Raw genomic sequence first — 13334 nt, 5'->3', positions numbered from 1 at the left:
TGTCCCCAGAGACTGTACGTAACACGTGTACGATCACCGGCATGCGAGCGGTCATCTACGCGCGGGTCTCGTCAGACCCCACCCGCGAAGTCAGATCCGTCACCAGCCAACTCAACGAATGCCACACCGTCATCCGCCGCAACGGCTGGACACTCACCCGAGACCCGTTCGTCGACAACGACCTGTCCGCATCCCGCTGGCGCAGCAAAGACCGACCCGCATACGCGAAACTCCTCGCCTACCTCGCAACCGGACAAGCCGACGTCCTCGTCATCTGGTCCGGATCCCGCGCCCAGCGAGACCTTCACGACTACCTACGCCTCCGTGACGCCTGCGCCGACCACGGGGTCCTGTACTGCGCCAACGGCCGCCTGTACGACCTGAGCCGAACCGACGACCGGTTCGCGACCGGTCTCGACGCCCTGCTCGCCGAACGCGAAGCCGACGTCATCCGAGACAACGTCCGGCGCGGCCTGCGAACCAGCGCCCAAGCCGGCCGGCCACCCGGACGGCTGCTGTACGGCTACATCCGGCAGTACAGCGAACGCGGAGGGCTCGTCGGCCAGGTCGAACATCCCGAACAGGCTGCGGTCGTCCGTGAAGTGTTCGACCGGGTCAACGCAGGAGAGCCGCTGACCGCTGTGGCGCGATCCTTCAACAGCAGGGGCATCCCTACCGCGTCTGGCACGGAGTGGACTGGAGTTACGGTTCGGCGTATCGCCACGAACCCGTCCTACGCGGGCCGGCGCATCTTCCAAGGCAAGGTGATCGGCCCTGGGGATTGGCCTCCGCTTGTCGCCGGTGAGCTGTTCGACGAGGTGCATGCGCTGGTCACCAACCCGGCCCGGCGGCTCCAGCGTGGCACCGAACTGCGATGGCAGTTGTCTGGTGCCGCGCGTTGCGGGGTCTGTGAGGCCGACTCGTTGGGACGTCCAGTGCGGCTGCGGGTGTCCCTGAGCCGGCGTGGGCATCCTGCGTACGCGTGTCGCCGATGCTCGCGGATCGGCTGCCGAGCCGACTGGGTCAACGACTTCGTCGACACCTTGATCATTGCCAGACTGCGGCGCCCTGATGCCGCTGCGGCGTTCTCCCCTGCGGGCCAGCATCCTGCGGCAGCGGCAGCCCGTGCGGAAGCGGCGCGTCTCCGCGCTGGGCTGGACGCGTTTTATGTCGAGGCCGCGGCGAACCAACTCACTGCGGCTGCTATCGCCGCTGTTGAGCAGGACAGGCTGCGGCGGATCGGTGAGGCCGAGCAGAGGGCTAAGGCGTTGTCGGTGCCGGCCGTGTTACGGGGCATGGATCCGACGGATGTGGCGGACAGGTGGCGTGTGGATGTGCCGGTCCTCCAACGCCGTGAGGTGATCCTGGCGTTGGCCGACATTGTGGTGGATCCGAGGCGGGATCGGGGGATCCGGTTCGATTTCGATCCGCGTAGGTTGGCCCGGTCGCGGTGGGTAGGGGACAGCAAGACGTGGGGTGAGCATCTGGGGCTTACCCCCTGACCCCTGTCTCTTGCTTTCTTGCGCAAGTTAGCGCAAGCTTGCGCTATGCCGACCCCGATCCCGCCACTTCCGAACCTCGTCGCGCGGCTGGTCGCAGCAGCGCCGGACCTCGACAGCAGCCAGGTCGAGACGATCCGTCGGGCATTCACAGTCCCCCGCGCCCGCCAGCACGCGGCACGACTGGATGGCGGTACCCGGAAGGCCGCTGCCTAGCCTTAGGCCCGCGCACGAGGCGCGCGAGGAAGGTGTGAGACCCGGCTTCCTAGGGCCGTCTCCGCCTGGGTAAGAAATTCCGCCGCTTCCGCGTCGCCTTGGCGCAGCCTGTGTAGCTGGTCGATGCGCCGTTCGAGGCGGGTGAACCGCCGGTCGTTGAGCCAGGCGCTGACCCATACGGCTCCGGCTCCGATGGATGCGAACCCGAAGGTGGCGGAGAGGGCGATGTGGACGGCGTCGGCGCGGCTGATGCGGGAGCCGTCGTCGACTGCGGCGCTCCACATGAGGGTGCCCCAGCAGATTGCGGCGGTGAAGGTGGTTGCGGCGAACAGGCCGCCGAGGATCCAGTGGTACAGGCGCGGCTGGTTGCTGCCTGTGTCGTCGGAGGTATCCACGTCGGACGCTCCTTGGTTGGGAGGGTGGAGAAGGCGGCCTTGGGTGGGCCATCCTCGTGGGTGATCAAGTGCTCACGTTAGCGCAGGCGGGTTGGTGCTTGAGTAGATCAGCGGCTCGTTCTGAGTAGCCTGTGGCGGTGGTGCGGCTGTCGATGGCCGGGAAGAATCAGGGCTGGGGTTGGCATAGGGGTTCTGGTGGGTGCTGTCGGATTTACTTTGACTAGAGTTGCGTAACCCTGGTGCTCTCTCGGTCGTTAACGCCGCTGCGGCGCGACTGGTCGTACGGGCTAGTCGGCTTGTGTGCATGCAGTCATCGATGCGCCCCCTTCTTGTTGTGGAGACGGTCACCCGGCCGGGCAGGGTGCCGCCGGTGAGGACGAGCCGGGCTCGTCTGTGCGTACATCTGCCATGGCCAGACGGCCTATCCGGTGTGCAACCGCATGATCACGTTGTGCAGGCCGTCCAGTCTGACGCATCCCTGACTGGGGTGGTAGCCACCTTGCCCTGCTAGCAACCAGCTTGCGGATTAGCTATCGTCAACCGTCAAGGTCAACGGGGAGAACCAGGTAAGACAATGCACAACCAGAACACGCCAAGCCGGCAGCAGATGCTGCGTGACTTCCTGCGTTGGAAGCGCTCCACCGCCAGCCGCGAATCAATCGGCCTACCACCACGCCCCGGCCACCACGGCGGCGTCAGTCAAGCCGACCTCGCCGAGGCAACCGGCTACGCCGTCCGTACCATCGCCTACCTGGAGCGAGGCGCGGCACACCCAAGCCGTGACCTTCTCGACCGGATCGCGTCCGCCCTGCGCCTGTCGCCCGACGAGACGCGTACCCTGTGGCGGCTCGCTGCTGGCGCCGAACCGCCTGGACAGGGCTATCTGACTGCCCCCGACGCAGGGCTGGCGCGCATGACGGACGCGTTGATGCCGCACCCCGCCTACGTCACAGACCTGTCCTGGACGGTCCTCGCCGCCAACCGTGCTGCGGCGACCTGGCTCAGCGGCTGGCTCGCGGATATCGACAACCTGCCGCCCGAGAGGCGCAACATGGCGCAGTGGATCATGTGCGATCCGCACAGCCAACACGTCTTCGCCCGATGGGAGGAAACCGTCGCTCCCTCCTTCGTCGCGCAGGTCCGCGCAGTGTGGTCACGATTCCCGGAAGACGCTGCGCTGCAACGCCTCATCGGCCAACTGCGAACGCACAGCACCTATGTAGACCAGTGGTGGGATGTAGAGGCGTCCGTGTATGTCGCACAGGTGACCGAACAGCGGTGGATGCGGCAACCCGGACACACCGACCCGAACACGGCCGACGCGTCCCAGCACGAAACCCCCGTGTCGATGGTCATCCTCCAGCCGATGCGACCCGAAGACGAACGCCGGCTCGTCACCTTCCTGCTACCCGCCGGCCACCCCGAGCCGCGGGTCCGATCCGACGACGCATGCACAGCCTGTCGGTGACAGCCGACCCCCGGCTCGGCCCCTGGCTTCGGCGGCTCCGGCACTCCACCCGCCCAGCCGACATCGGTGTCGTCCAGTCGCCCCGAGGACGCCACCCGTGGGTGACACAAACCCAACTCGCTGCCGCAGCCGGGGTCACGACCCGCACATACGAGGCAGTAGAACGGGGGGAGCGGCCACCAGGCCCACGACTGACAGCCGGGCTTCTCCGCGCGCTGAAGATGACAGCGGCGCAGCGCGGCTACCTGCACCGGCTGACGCACCCGCAGGCCGCGCCCGCACCGACCCCAGACATCAACCTGCTGCAGCACCTGGTCGACGGGATCGCGGATCCGGCTGTCGTATACGACCACCGGTGGACGGTCCTCGCCGCCAATCAGGCAGCCCGTACGGTGATGCCGCCCAGGCTGACCAACCTGATCGGGTGGGCGATCGGACCCGGTGGGCGGCGGACCATCGCCGACTGGCCGACCGAGGTAGGCGAACTGGTGGCGCGTTGGCGCACCATCCAGTCCTACTTCCCGTACGACCCGGCGGTAGAAGCAGCTATGGCGGCGGCGTGTTCCAAACATGCGACGACCGCAGCAGGGTGGGAGTCTGCTGCGGTCGTTGACGATCCTGCGGTGAAGGTGTGGCGGGTGCAGACGGCCGGCGGACGGACGGCCGGGTTTCGTGAGGTGGTGATGTGGGTGGGGCCGAGCCCTTCGACGCGGCTAAGCGTGTTGTCCTGACCGCTGCCGGGCGACGAGTTCGGCGGCGATCGTCTGGACGAGTTCGATGACAGGCAGGTTGGGGAGGTCTTCGCCGCCCCGGTCCCAGTCGTACGGGCTACGGCCGGGCTCTTGCCGGAGGGCGAGGGTGCCGTCGATGTCGACGATCACAGCACGGCGTCGGGTCAACGGGGGACTCCCATCTGGTCGAATCGGGTGTTCAGGCCGGCGACCGCATCCGCGACCACCTGCTCCAGGTCGACGCCGGGCATGGAGGCGAGCGCCGTCAGTGCGGCGAGGGCAACGTCAACCAGTTCCCGGTGCACGTCGTCTTGGCTGTGGGTGACGCCTTTGCGGGGGTTCTGGCCGGTCCAGCCGATGAGGGCGGCGGACACTTCTCCCATCTCTTCGGTGATCTTGTTGATCCGGAGCAGGAGTTCGAGGTGGTCGCATCCGTTGGCGTCGTTGAGCCAGGCAGTGGCTCGGCGGACTGCGGTAAGCAGGTCGGCGGTGATCGGGGCGGTGTCGGTGGTTGTCATCAGGTCGCCTTCGGGAGTCGGTTGACGGTGGCAGGAGTGTCGGAGGTTTGGGTGGCCGGCTCGACGACGCCTTTGCCGGTACGCGCCCATTGGAGGCCAACACTGAACTGGGCGGGCGGGTTGACACGTCGGGCCTTGTCGGCGAGCCATGCGGGCGGGAACACGGCGAGGAGGAACAGGTATCGGGCGGTGCGGGAGCGTTGGAACAGTCGGGACAGGAACACAACCCGGCGCGGTGACGTGCCGGTCATGGCGTGGCCTGCGTGATCTCGACCTGGGTCTCCAACGGCAACTCGTTGAGGAACCGGGCATCACCAAACATGGCGGCCTTGGCCTGTAGGGCTTCGTCTCGGCTGTTTGCGTCGAGTCGCACCCATTCGGCGGTGCACCATAGGTTGTCGGGGGCGAAGCTGTGCAGGACGCCGTGGCTGAAGCACCAGCCGTAGACGGTGTCGTTCACGAGGTCTCCTTTCCATACCGGCGGGCGACCGCTGCAGCGTCCTGCCAGTCGCGACTACGCAACTCCCACGTGTGGCCGGCACCGCAGCGGCCGTGCAGTGTGAGCCCTCGGTACTTTCTGGAGGCTGGCTTGCCTCCGCAGGTCGAGCATCGCGTGCCCTTCGCTACCTCGATCGCGCGGGCGATCGCTTCAGCGGTCCGCTGCCGCTCGTCGCGGCGAATCTCGTCCTCGGTCATCATGTGCGGACCTCCTTCTGGTGTGCGGCTTCACGGTTGAGGCGGGCGCGCATGCGGGCTTCGATCTGGTCGCGGGTCGGCTCCGTCCAGACGTGGACGCGGTTCGGCACCCACTGCTGGCCGTGAACGGCCCGTTCGTAGCCGCACCAGCGGCAGCCCAACGCGGGCGGAGCCTCCCGGTGGCGGATGGTCGTCGGCATCAGCCGTCCTCGTCTGAGCTGACCCCGCTGCGCTCCTGGGCCTCGGTCCACATGCCGGCTGCGGCGGCCAGTTCACACAGCTTGCGAATCCGGTCCGCCGTTCCGGCAGCGGCGATGGCGTCGTTGAGCCGGGCTTGCAAGAACGCGGCCCGCTGCTCGTCGCTGGCGTCGGGGTGGTCGGGCAGCGTGTCGGCGGGGTGTTCGGTGCGGAGCAGGATGGCGCAGCCGCCGATGGTGTCGAGGGTGATGTGGTCGAGGCCGCTCACGCGGAGGTCAGTCATGGCTGCGGGTCGCTTCCGCTGGTGGGTGGACGACGGTCAGTTTCAGCTTGCGCTTGATGTATCGGAGCGCGGCGGCTGTGGGGATGTCGTAGTCGCCGATGATGTCGCCGTCGGCGTTGATGACGTCGAGGACGGCATAGCTGGGATCGGGCGATGACGGCTTCACGTAGCCGAGGACGCGGAGGGTTCGCACGAAGTGCTCGACGCCGTTCCAGCCCCGCTCGAACTCGACGGCCGAGTACTGGCGCATGGTGCCGTTCTTGAGGATCCGGATGGCGCTGAGCCCGACGGCGTCGGCGGGCGGGTGGTAGGGGTTTCCGGGGGCGAAGGTGGTGGTCGTCATCGGGGGTCTCCGTTCTGGTTGTCCTGGGTGGTGCCCCACCCGGCGTCGTAGGCGAGGTCAAGTAGTGCCTGCCAGGACAGGCACCGCCCTGACCCGTCCGGGTTGGGATGCCAGCAGCCCGGACCACACCGGTCGATCCACCACCACTTCCTGCCGGCGACAGTGACAGGGTCGGGTGGCGCCCAGCGGGGTGGCGGTGTCGGGGTGCGGGCAGCCAACGCCTGCGCCATCTTGCGGGCGAACGTCTTCACCGGGCCACCTCGATCTGCTGCTCAACCACGGTGACGAACTCGCGGGCGCGGGCCAGCAGCTCGTCGGCCTCCTCGGCGGTGACCTGCCGGGGGATACCCGCCTCCACAGCAGCGCGGGTCGCAGTCTGGTTGGCGAAGAACGTTGCCCACTCCGCGAGCTCCGGCCGGGCTTCCGCCAGCAGCACCCACATGCTCGGCTTCGGCCCTCGGGCCAGGTCCGGCCGCGCCTTAGCGACCAACGCCCCAGCAGCCCGCAGCGCAGCGAGGTGGGCTTTCGCGTACCGTAAGCCTTCCTGCCGAATCACTGCAGCTTCGTCAAGGCAGTGGCGTGCGAGGGCTAGCAGTCGTTCCGGGGTTTGAGGGGCGGACATGTCAGTTTCCTTCCTCGACGGGCACGCACGCGGTGCAGTCCACGGCGGCGGTGTCGGGGTGCCGCCAGCAGACGGTCAGGACCTCCACGCCCCGGTCGGTGCCGCCGTCGCGGGTGGCCACGGCGTGAATCTCGTGCTCGTCGCACAGGTCAGCGACAGTGCCGAGCAGGATGCCGTCACGGAACACACCGAGCGGGGTGCAGCGTCGGCCGGACTCGTCCTGGTGCTCGATCGACGCGTTCACGCCTCGCCGCCCCATTCGTTGCCGCTGCCGTCACGGTGCACGGTGTGGTCACCGGCGACAGCACAGCGACGGCCGTCGTCCGACATGGAAAACCACCGACACGGCCAAGTGCCGTGCCGGTCAAACGCGGCCGGGTCGACCGGGGTGTCGAGCATCGTCGCCGCACGGTCAGCGGACACGCCGTTCGCGGTCAACACGGCCAGCGACCGTTCCCGGTCGAACATGCCGGACTGGTAATGGGTGACGGCCGACTCGTTGGCCTCGGCGATCAGATCGTTCAAGAACATGCATGGTCCTTCGCGAGCAGGGGCAACAGGACAGTCACATCGTCGGGCATCCCCAAACAGTAATCTCATGTTGTGCCCAAACACAAGCAAGCCGTTGGGGGTTTGCTAAGGGCGCAAAAACCCGCCACCAGTTGGTGCAAACCGGCATGACAAGATGGGGCGTATGGCCGACGAAGACCCGCTAGCCGCCGCCGGAGCCGCCTACAAGGACGCCGTCCGCCGGCACGAACGCCGCGTCACCGCCGCCCGCAGGGCCGAACAGCGGCGGGCCGAATCCGCCGCCGAAGTCGCCGCGATGCGACCCGGTCTGCATGAGCTGATCGCCGAAGCCGGCCGCGCACGACGCCGACCAGCTGAGATCAGCAAACTGACTGGGCTTGGCCCGGAGCGGGTCCGGCAGATCCTCCGCGCGTTCGGAGTTGAGCCCTTCGACGACATCCCGTCGATGATCAACAAGGCGGGGGAGAAGTTCAACTGACTACTGCCGTCGACCATCCGACTCTTGCCCACCACAGGGCAGCAACCCGCCGCCGTGCACGGCACACTGCCCGGATGCGAACCCACCCACCCACGACACTCGCCGTACTGCCGATAGCTCTGATCCTCGCCGTCGCAGGATGCGCCACCACCGAGGACCCGGCCGGCGAACCGAGCCCGTCGGCTGCGGCCAGCCCAACCCCGTCGCCGACCCCGTCTCCCACTCCGAGCCCGACGCCGAGTCCTACCCCGCCACCCCCGCCGCCGGCCGACCCGGACCCGGTCGACATCCCCGAACCCGAACCGGACGTCGACGACTACGAACCCCCGGTCTACTACAAGAACTGCTCCGCAGCACGGGCGGCAGGCGCTGCACCGGTGTACCGCGGTGACCCCGGCTACGGCAGCCACCTGGACCGTGACGGCGACGGCGTCGGCTGCGAATGAGCAGTCAACACTGACACAGACGTCGCTCCGAACCTCGACCAGGTTCGGGGCGTCGTCGCGTCCAGCGCCGGCTATGCGCGCACAGGTTTGCGACGCCAACGTCCGGCTATGCGCGCCGCGTAACCCCTATGCGCGGGTGCGTATGAGTCAGTCCGGCGCAGGCAGTCCGAGTTCGGCGCGGTCCGGCGGCCCCTCGACCCCGGCCACGTCCACGAGTCGGGCTGCTAGCCGGTCGTACACGTCGTTCGCCCAGCCACCCCACTCCGCCTGGTAGTGGCCGTGGGTGCCCTCGAACCAGCACGCCAGCAGCACCCCGTGCACCGACGTGTTGTACTCGTCGGCCACCGTGGCTGGGTCCTCCCCGGCCATGACCATGCCGGCGATCGCATCCGTGCCGACCCCGCCGATATGCGGGTAGCCCCACCGCATGCCCGGATCAACCCGGATCACCGGCCGATCCACCTTCGCGGGTGCCGGGGCAGGCTCCGGCGTGGTGTGGCCGCACACCGCGCACTGGCAGACCGCGCTGCAGTGCTTGCAGGTGCCCGGCTTCTTCGGGCCGCCGGCCGCGCTGACCGCCGACCGGCAATGCTCATGCTCGCCGTGAAGGCACGAAGTCGATATATAGACGTGCGTGCCGTCATCCCAGACGGCGCGCAGCAGATCGGCGGTCACGCATGCAAGCCTATCCGTCAAGCCGCGACCGTCTGACCACCCCAACCGAGGTCGAAGGCGACGTCGAACGCCGCGTTGGTGTCAAGCCGGTGATGGCACGGTGACGCCAACCATCTGATCTCAACCGTGTCCGGATAGTGGCGGTCAGGCGAGTCACTACCCTGTCAGCCGATCGGGCTAGCGCATCGCCGTATCGAGCTCGTAGTCCGGCATCCTTGACGGCTTTCCGCCGGGCCCAACAGCCCGCACCGCGAGCAGGTGGGCCTTGTGTCCGGCGGGGAGGGTGACGGTGGCGGACACCTGCCCGGACGGTCGTGGCCTGCGGATCTCGCCGATCTCCGGATGCCGGCACGCTTCCAGCAGGTCGCAGGCGAAGCCTAGGAACGCGGAAGCCCAGTACGGGCCGTCGCCGCCGATCCCTGCGACGTCACCCGGGATGTCGGCGGGGTCGAACCTGTCCGGGCCGTCGGAGTGCCCGCCGCCGGGGCCGGAGGTGCCGATCACCTTGATGAACAGCTCGGCGCCGTTGGTGAACCGGACGTGCATACCCGTCTGGGTCGGCGTCGGGTTTGGCCCCTGCCACGGCACCACCGAGGGGATACCTGGATGCGCGGACCGGCCGATCAGGTGGGCGAGCATTCCCGCAAGGTAGGTGCGTTTCAACGTGTCTCCTCTGGGCGGGTGGACAACTTCGACAATGCTGCGGTTTCGCGGCGGAGTTCGTCTGCGAGCCGGCGGCGGACCTGCCGCGGTGACAACGCCCGGCTGGTGCAGTCTGGGCCGGCGGGTTTGTGGCAGTGCGGGCACCACGGTTGGGCGTATCTGCCGGGCATACGCGGCATGCTGTGCTCCTGATTCGCTGGTGTCGTGTTGCCGACGACCTGTCGCGGCCGGACCGGGGTGCCCCGGATGATGCCGGGATGCGTTCCCGCCTCGCCGCACTCACCGCCGCCGCCGTGTTGGCCGTGTCCGCCTGCACCACACCCGAAGACACCATCGACATCGTTGGGGTGGTGTCGATCCACGCCCCTGACTACACCGCCACCGACGGCTGCACAGGCAAAGGCAGCCTTGCTGACGTGCATCTTGGTGCCCCGGTGGTCGTCTCCGACGGTGACGGCCGGCAGCTGGTGGCGACGTCGTTGACGACCGCGGAGGCCGGCACCTTGGCGTGTGTGCTGCTGTTCAACGCTGAGGTGCCGGCCGGGCACGGCGTTTACGAGTTCACGGTCGCCGGTCAGCGTCCCCGCCGCTATCCGGAGCATCAGCTGGGCGGCGAAGACCTGGTCATCAGGATGCGGCAGAGCTTTCTTGGTCGGTGACGTCCGGCGGGTCGTCGAGCGAGAACACGTCGGCGCGGTCTTCTGACACCCACCATCGCCCGAACACCTGCCGTGCGGTGGCCTGGTCGACCGGCACGGTGGAAACGATCACCGCGTGCTGGTCGCTGCCGGTGTCGGTGATCTGGGTGAGGTGGATGCGGCCGTCGGACAGGTCGTGGATGATCTGGGCGAGAGCGAGGATGTTGGGCTGTTCTTTCCAGTCCCAGGTGATGACGCCGACGCGGGCCGGTGGCTGGGTCACGGGCTGGGTTCCTTCGCGTATTCGCCTGGCTCGACGCTGACGGTGGTGTGGTTAACCACGGCGCACCTCCGTCCGGTCTTCGAAAGGGATCAGCAGGTCCCACACCTCCGCGTCGCGGCCGTCACACACCAACTCGGCGGCACGCAGCAGATGCCGCCGTCGAAGCAGCCCTCGCTGCTCGTACACGAACGAGTCGTAGTCCCAGGCACCGAAGAACGCGAACCCGCCGACAGCGGAGGTGCCGGTGGTGTCGGCCCTCCGCAGCCGTGCCTCGGGGTCAGCGAGCGGGGGCGGGGTTTCGCCGGGGTGTCGGATGTTCCAGTAGTCGGCGAGGTGGGCGTTCATCTCGGCGCGGTTGCCGCAGGCGATGGGTGATTCGACGTTGGTGGACCACAGGATGTAGGCGTCGAGGTCAGGGGCCTGCTTGATCACGATGTCACCCACGGGACTCCTTCGCGTAACTGCCTGCTTCCACGGTGATCCACGGCGACTGGCGTTGTAGTTCGACCCGCCACAGGTCGCTGATCCGGGACTGGACTTCGTCAGAGGCCAGGTAGGCGCGGGCCTCGGCTTCGGTGTCGAAGTCGTGCCGGCCTTGTGCCTGCTCCGGACCGTCAGGGCCGAACCGCAGCGCATACCACTGGACCCGCCACGCCGCTCCCTCGTTGAGGTGCTGTAGTTCTTCTTCCATCCGTGCCGCAGCGTCGTGCAACGTCTTGAGAATGTGTGAGGCGGCGTTCAGTAGGCGGTCGTGGGTTTCGTCGTCGTCGTACTGGGCTCGGGCGAGGCGGGCTGCGAGGCCCAGGCCGTCGGGCGCGGCGGTGGGTGGCCGGGTGCCTCGGAATCGGCGCCCGGATCGCCAGTGGGCCAGTTCGTCGCGGAGTTGCCGGTTGTCGGCCGCGAGCTGTTCGGGTGTGAGGTCGTCGCTCATGAGGCGGTCCGTTCGTTGAGGAGTTCAAGGATCTGTGCGGCGGTACCGGCGTCGGTCCAGGCTGCCGAGGTGGGGCATTCGCCGCCGGACGGCCCGTTGCAGTACACCTCGACCAGGCGGCGGACACTCACTGCGGCGGTCCCGGCCGGGTAGGGGTGGTTGATTCGCCGGCCAGCCTTGGCCTGATGTGCCGGTGCGCGTCGAAATCCTGGCGGGCATCCGTCTCGGACGCCCACGCATGGCAGCTTTCGTAGGTGCGGACCCGGCCGTGGTGGTCGTACACCTGCACCTGCCCGTCAACGATCCACACCACGACCGGTGGGCCAATCCAGCGGGTGATGGTCACCCGCATCAGCCACGCCTCAACAGCGGGCACCACCCCGGCGCGGCCGGGCTCCGACCAGTAGTGGGCGGACTGCTTCTGGTCGACGCGTCGGGTGTTCCACCACAGTTGGCGTCGGGTGGGGATGTCGCCGTCGGGGGTGCACCTGTCGTGGAGATCCCACGCCGCACCCCGGCCGCCGGTCACGGGGCCGGCTCCATAACACCGCTGTGCGAGGCCACGAGCACGCGAACGACCACCCCGGACAGCGACACTGCTCGGCGGACGAGTTCGGCGTGGCTGCGGTCATCGGCCGGCAGGGTCATGTCCGGGTCGTGGAACCGGACGCCGTACTCCCACCGTGCGGTGAACAGGGGCAGCAGGTTGGCGGCGATCCGGTAGCAGTCGGCCTGGTCTTCGTCGTTGCGGAACCAGCCGTGCCCGTCACCAGCGACGCCGTTGCGGCGGGAGGCTTCCCGGAACGCCAGCATGTCCCGCAGCGTCGAGAGCGCTTCACGGTCGTCGGGGTCGTCTGGAAGTTGGTGGCGGCCGGTGGAGTGTTTGCGGCTCCCACACCACCAGCAGTCTTCGTCGGGGCCGGGTGTGGGCGGCTGGTGGCCAGCGGGGATAGCGGTCATCGGGCGGCCCTGACAATCTCGACAACCTCGTCACCGGTCAGCCTGCCTGCCTGGTCGACAGCTTCGGCGAGGGCTATCACCACCGGCCAATTCGCGGCCAACAGGCGGTCGGCCTGGTCCAGCAGCTCCTGCCAGTCCACGTCGGCGGTGCCGGGTGCGCCGAAGCTGATACGGACAGGCTTGGCGACGGCCAGACTCTGGGCAACGAGTCGGTCTTCGCCGGCTACTGCTTCGACTGCCCACGCCCGTTCTTCCGTCAACAGGCCCTGCTCGTGGAGCCATCGGTGTTCTGCTTGTTGTCCGGCCGCGCACATGACCGCGTGGTCGTTCCAGTTCCATGCGAGCGGGGTGTGTGGTCCCCATCGCACGTAGCCGGCGGGTTCGTTGCTGGGGCGTTTGCCGTAGTCGGCGGCTACCGCTACCTCGACGACGGCGGGGTCGTTTCGGCGGCTTTCGCTGACGAGCGCGGTGACGACGTGTCCGGCCTCGTGAACGGCGGCTTTTCGACGCAGTACCCGTTGGGGGAGGTTGAAGGTCTCGTGGAGGCTGCGCCAGGGGCGTGGCGGCCGGTGGCGGGTGAGTAGTTCGAACGGGAAGCCGTCGTTGTCGTGCCATGCGGGGCGGCGTTTGAACACGTCTTCCATCCTACTCGGAGTGTGGAGATATTCCCACGGCCCCGGCGTTGTTCCTCTATGTCTGACTTGATCATTGTTTGTCAGATGTCGTAGACGGCGAAGGTGTCGGCGCGGTCGTGGAGGTC

General features: G+C 67.9%; 28 protein-coding genes. 6 read left to right on the top strand and 22 right to left on the bottom strand.

Features of this window, described 5'->3' with window-relative positions; translation table 11 throughout:
* Positions 1 to 41: 41 nt before the first annotated feature.
* Entirely contained in the window at positions 42 to 1502 is a 1461-nt protein-coding gene (locus ACXAHD_RS27665; RefSeq protein ID WP_475054267.1) for a recombinase family protein, read from the top strand.
* Between the two features lie 215 nt (positions 1503 to 1717).
* Here the strand turns inward: ACXAHD_RS27665 and ACXAHD_RS27660 are convergent, their stop codons facing one another.
* Positions 1718 to 2110 (bottom strand): hypothetical protein, encoded by a 393-nt coding sequence (locus tag ACXAHD_RS27660; RefSeq protein WP_475054263.1) that lies wholly within the window; start codon positions 2108 to 2110, stop codon positions 1718 to 1720.
* 574 nt (positions 2111 to 2684) lie between these two features.
* Here ACXAHD_RS27660 and ACXAHD_RS27655 point away from each other — a divergent pair.
* Together ACXAHD_RS27655 and ACXAHD_RS27650 are read left to right on the top strand one after the other, a co-directional pair.
* Complete coding sequence (locus ACXAHD_RS27655; RefSeq protein WP_475054260.1) at positions 2685 to 3578, top strand: helix-turn-helix domain-containing protein; 894 nt, start codon at positions 2685 to 2687, stop codon at positions 3576 to 3578.
* The gene (locus tag ACXAHD_RS27650) at positions 3560 to 4309 is read left to right on the top strand and encodes a helix-turn-helix domain-containing protein (protein ID WP_475054256.1); all 750 of its coding nucleotides are present in this window, start codon (positions 3560 to 3562) and stop codon (positions 4307 to 4309) included. The genes ACXAHD_RS27655 and ACXAHD_RS27650 overlap by 19 nt, the downstream gene beginning before the upstream one ends.
* Here ACXAHD_RS27650 and ACXAHD_RS27645 read toward each other — a convergent pair.
* From ACXAHD_RS27645 to ACXAHD_RS27590, 12 genes are read right to left on the bottom strand one after another with little or no spacing between them, the layout of a single operon-like run.
* Positions 4292 to 4477, bottom strand: a complete 186-nt coding sequence (locus ACXAHD_RS27645) for a phosphatase domain-containing protein (protein ID WP_475054254.1) — start codon at positions 4475 to 4477, stop codon at positions 4292 to 4294. The two genes, ACXAHD_RS27650 and ACXAHD_RS27645, sit on opposite strands and share 18 nt — an antisense overlap.
* The gene (locus ACXAHD_RS27640) at positions 4474 to 4827 is read right to left on the bottom strand and encodes a MazG-like family protein (protein WP_475054252.1); all 354 of its coding nucleotides are present in this window, start codon (positions 4825 to 4827) and stop codon (positions 4474 to 4476) included. The genes ACXAHD_RS27645 and ACXAHD_RS27640 overlap by 4 nt, the downstream gene beginning before the upstream one ends.
* Positions 4827 to 5078: a hypothetical protein gene (locus ACXAHD_RS27635; protein ID WP_475054249.1), complete on the bottom strand. Its 252-nt coding sequence runs from the start codon at positions 5076 to 5078 to the stop codon at positions 4827 to 4829. The genes ACXAHD_RS27640 and ACXAHD_RS27635 overlap by 1 nt, the downstream gene beginning before the upstream one ends.
* Positions 5075 to 5287, bottom strand: coding sequence for a hypothetical protein (locus ACXAHD_RS27630; protein ID WP_475054247.1), 213 nt, complete (start codon positions 5285 to 5287; stop codon positions 5075 to 5077). The genes ACXAHD_RS27635 and ACXAHD_RS27630 overlap by 4 nt, the downstream gene beginning before the upstream one ends.
* Positions 5284 to 5526 carry a hypothetical protein gene (locus tag ACXAHD_RS27625; RefSeq protein WP_475054244.1) on the bottom strand — a complete coding sequence of 81 codons (243 nt, stop codon included), beginning with the start codon at positions 5524 to 5526 and terminating at the stop codon, positions 5284 to 5286. Before ACXAHD_RS27625 ends, ACXAHD_RS27630 begins: the two co-directional genes overlap by 4 nt.
* A complete protein-coding gene (locus ACXAHD_RS27620; RefSeq protein WP_475054240.1) occupies positions 5523 to 5723 on the bottom strand; it encodes a hypothetical protein in 201 nt (66 codons plus the stop codon). Before ACXAHD_RS27620 ends, ACXAHD_RS27625 begins: the two co-directional genes overlap by 4 nt.
* Positions 5723 to 6004 carry a hypothetical protein gene (locus ACXAHD_RS27615; RefSeq protein ID WP_475054236.1) on the bottom strand — a complete coding sequence of 94 codons (282 nt, stop codon included), beginning with the start codon at positions 6002 to 6004 and terminating at the stop codon, positions 5723 to 5725. The genes ACXAHD_RS27620 and ACXAHD_RS27615 overlap by 1 nt, the downstream gene beginning before the upstream one ends.
* Complete coding sequence (locus ACXAHD_RS27610; RefSeq protein WP_475054233.1) at positions 5997 to 6347, bottom strand: hypothetical protein; 351 nt, start codon at positions 6345 to 6347, stop codon at positions 5997 to 5999. Before ACXAHD_RS27610 ends, ACXAHD_RS27615 begins: the two co-directional genes overlap by 8 nt.
* A complete protein-coding gene (locus tag ACXAHD_RS27605) occupies positions 6344 to 6598 on the bottom strand; it encodes a hypothetical protein (protein ID WP_475054231.1) in 255 nt (84 codons plus the stop codon). Before ACXAHD_RS27605 ends, ACXAHD_RS27610 begins: the two co-directional genes overlap by 4 nt.
* On the bottom strand, positions 6595 to 6969 hold the full coding sequence (locus ACXAHD_RS27600; RefSeq protein ID WP_475054227.1) for an SAV_6107 family HEPN domain-containing protein: 375 nt from the start codon (positions 6967 to 6969) through the stop codon (positions 6595 to 6597). Before ACXAHD_RS27600 ends, ACXAHD_RS27605 begins: the two co-directional genes overlap by 4 nt.
* Position 6970: 1 nt before the next feature.
* Complete coding sequence (locus ACXAHD_RS27595; RefSeq protein ID WP_475054225.1) at positions 6971 to 7213, bottom strand: hypothetical protein; 243 nt, start codon at positions 7211 to 7213, stop codon at positions 6971 to 6973.
* Complete coding sequence (locus ACXAHD_RS27590) at positions 7210 to 7500, bottom strand: hypothetical protein (protein ID WP_475054223.1); 291 nt, start codon at positions 7498 to 7500, stop codon at positions 7210 to 7212. Before ACXAHD_RS27590 ends, ACXAHD_RS27595 begins: the two co-directional genes overlap by 4 nt.
* A 163-nt stretch (positions 7501 to 7663) precedes the next feature.
* On the opposite strand from ACXAHD_RS27590, the gene ACXAHD_RS27585 reads away from it, so the two are divergent.
* Both ACXAHD_RS27585 and ACXAHD_RS27580 read left to right on the top strand, forming a co-directional pair.
* A complete protein-coding gene (locus tag ACXAHD_RS27585; protein ID WP_475054221.1) occupies positions 7664 to 7978 on the top strand; it encodes a hypothetical protein in 315 nt (104 codons plus the stop codon).
* 74 nt (positions 7979 to 8052) lie between these two features.
* The gene (locus tag ACXAHD_RS27580) at positions 8053 to 8424 is read left to right on the top strand and encodes an excalibur calcium-binding domain-containing protein (protein ID WP_475054218.1); all 372 of its coding nucleotides are present in this window, start codon (positions 8053 to 8055) and stop codon (positions 8422 to 8424) included.
* A 147-nt stretch (positions 8425 to 8571) separates the two neighbouring features.
* Here the strand turns inward: ACXAHD_RS27580 and ACXAHD_RS27575 are convergent, their stop codons facing one another.
* On the bottom strand, positions 8572 to 9099 hold the full coding sequence (locus ACXAHD_RS27575) for a DUF433 domain-containing protein (protein ID WP_475054217.1): 528 nt from the start codon (positions 9097 to 9099) through the stop codon (positions 8572 to 8574).
* A 177-nt stretch (positions 9100 to 9276) separates the two neighbouring features.
* Entirely contained in the window at positions 9277 to 9762 is a 486-nt protein-coding gene (locus tag ACXAHD_RS27570; RefSeq protein WP_475054215.1) for a hypothetical protein, read from the bottom strand.
* Between the two features lie 257 nt (positions 9763 to 10019).
* On the opposite strand from ACXAHD_RS27570, the gene ACXAHD_RS27565 reads away from it, so the two are divergent.
* Positions 10020 to 10421, top strand: coding sequence for a hypothetical protein (locus ACXAHD_RS27565; protein ID WP_475054212.1), 402 nt, complete (start codon positions 10020 to 10022; stop codon positions 10419 to 10421).
* On the opposite strand, the gene ACXAHD_RS27560 is transcribed toward ACXAHD_RS27565, so the two are convergent.
* The 7 genes from ACXAHD_RS27560 to ACXAHD_RS27530 are packed head-to-tail and all read right to left on the bottom strand — an operon-like array spanning position 10390 to position 13218.
* Positions 10390 to 10683, bottom strand: coding sequence for a hypothetical protein (locus tag ACXAHD_RS27560; RefSeq protein WP_475054209.1), 294 nt, complete (start codon positions 10681 to 10683; stop codon positions 10390 to 10392). The genes ACXAHD_RS27565 and ACXAHD_RS27560 overlap by 32 nt on opposite strands.
* Positions 10684 to 10734: 51 nt before the next feature.
* Positions 10735 to 11127 carry a hypothetical protein gene (locus ACXAHD_RS27555; protein WP_475054205.1) on the bottom strand — a complete coding sequence of 131 codons (393 nt, stop codon included), beginning with the start codon at positions 11125 to 11127 and terminating at the stop codon, positions 10735 to 10737.
* Entirely contained in the window at positions 11120 to 11614 is a 495-nt protein-coding gene (locus tag ACXAHD_RS27550) for a hypothetical protein (protein ID WP_475054201.1), read from the bottom strand. Before ACXAHD_RS27550 ends, ACXAHD_RS27555 begins: the two co-directional genes overlap by 8 nt.
* Positions 11611 to 11745, bottom strand: a complete 135-nt coding sequence (locus ACXAHD_RS27545) for a hypothetical protein (RefSeq protein ID WP_475054199.1) — start codon at positions 11743 to 11745, stop codon at positions 11611 to 11613. The genes ACXAHD_RS27550 and ACXAHD_RS27545 overlap by 4 nt, the downstream gene beginning before the upstream one ends.
* Positions 11742 to 12143, bottom strand: coding sequence for a hypothetical protein (locus ACXAHD_RS27540; RefSeq protein WP_475054197.1), 402 nt, complete (start codon positions 12141 to 12143; stop codon positions 11742 to 11744). Before ACXAHD_RS27540 ends, ACXAHD_RS27545 begins: the two co-directional genes overlap by 4 nt.
* Entirely contained in the window at positions 12140 to 12574 is a 435-nt protein-coding gene (locus ACXAHD_RS27535) for a hypothetical protein (RefSeq protein ID WP_475054195.1), read from the bottom strand. The genes ACXAHD_RS27540 and ACXAHD_RS27535 overlap by 4 nt, the downstream gene beginning before the upstream one ends.
* Positions 12571 to 13218 carry a hypothetical protein gene (locus ACXAHD_RS27530; RefSeq protein WP_475054193.1) on the bottom strand — a complete coding sequence of 216 codons (648 nt, stop codon included), beginning with the start codon at positions 13216 to 13218 and terminating at the stop codon, positions 12571 to 12573. Before ACXAHD_RS27530 ends, ACXAHD_RS27535 begins: the two co-directional genes overlap by 4 nt.
* Between the last annotated feature and the right edge of the window lie 116 nt (positions 13219 to 13334).

The sequence above is a fragment of the Micromonospora sp. ABR4_055 genome, from assembly GCF_056160425.1.
This window is presented reverse-complemented; position numbering and strand designations above follow the sequence as displayed.

Coding starts and splice junctions, on each gene's coding strand:
- ACXAHD_RS27665 (WP_475054267.1), top strand. CDS start 42: ATGCGAGCGGTCATCTACGCGCGGGTCTCGTCAGACCCCACCCGCGAA.
- ACXAHD_RS27655 (WP_475054260.1), top strand. CDS start 2,685: ATGCACAACCAGAACACGCCAAGCCGGCAGCAGATGCTGCGTGACTTC.
- ACXAHD_RS27650 (WP_475054256.1), top strand. CDS start 3,560: ATGCACAGCCTGTCGGTGACAGCCGACCCCCGGCTCGGCCCCTGGCTT.
- ACXAHD_RS27640 (WP_475054252.1), bottom strand. CDS start 4,827: ATGACAACCACCGACACCGCCCCGATCACCGCCGACCTGCTTACCGCA.
- ACXAHD_RS27635 (WP_475054249.1), bottom strand. CDS start 5,078: ATGACCGGCACGTCACCGCGCCGGGTTGTGTTCCTGTCCCGACTGTTC.
- ACXAHD_RS27625 (WP_475054244.1), bottom strand. CDS start 5,526: ATGATGACCGAGGACGAGATTCGCCGCGACGAGCGGCAGCGGACCGCT.
- ACXAHD_RS27620 (WP_475054240.1), bottom strand. CDS start 5,723: ATGCCGACGACCATCCGCCACCGGGAGGCTCCGCCCGCGTTGGGCTGC.
- ACXAHD_RS27615 (WP_475054236.1), bottom strand. CDS start 6,004: ATGACTGACCTCCGCGTGAGCGGCCTCGACCACATCACCCTCGACACC.
- ACXAHD_RS27610 (WP_475054233.1), bottom strand. CDS start 6,347: ATGACGACCACCACCTTCGCCCCCGGAAACCCCTACCACCCGCCCGCC.
- ACXAHD_RS27600 (WP_475054227.1), bottom strand. CDS start 6,969: ATGTCCGCCCCTCAAACCCCGGAACGACTGCTAGCCCTCGCACGCCAC.
- ACXAHD_RS27590 (WP_475054223.1), bottom strand. CDS start 7,500: ATGTTCTTGAACGATCTGATCGCCGAGGCCAACGAGTCGGCCGTCACC.
- ACXAHD_RS27585 (WP_475054221.1), top strand. CDS start 7,664: ATGGCCGACGAAGACCCGCTAGCCGCCGCCGGAGCCGCCTACAAGGAC.
- ACXAHD_RS27580 (WP_475054218.1), top strand. CDS start 8,053: ATGCGAACCCACCCACCCACGACACTCGCCGTACTGCCGATAGCTCTG.
- ACXAHD_RS27565 (WP_475054212.1), top strand. CDS start 10,020: ATGCGTTCCCGCCTCGCCGCACTCACCGCCGCCGCCGTGTTGGCCGTG.
- ACXAHD_RS27550 (WP_475054201.1), bottom strand. CDS start 11,614: ATGAGCGACGACCTCACACCCGAACAGCTCGCGGCCGACAACCGGCAA.
- ACXAHD_RS27535 (WP_475054195.1), bottom strand. CDS start 12,574: ATGACCGCTATCCCCGCTGGCCACCAGCCGCCCACACCCGGCCCCGAC.
- ACXAHD_RS27530 (WP_475054193.1), bottom strand. CDS start 13,218: ATGGAAGACGTGTTCAAACGCCGCCCCGCATGGCACGACAACGACGGC.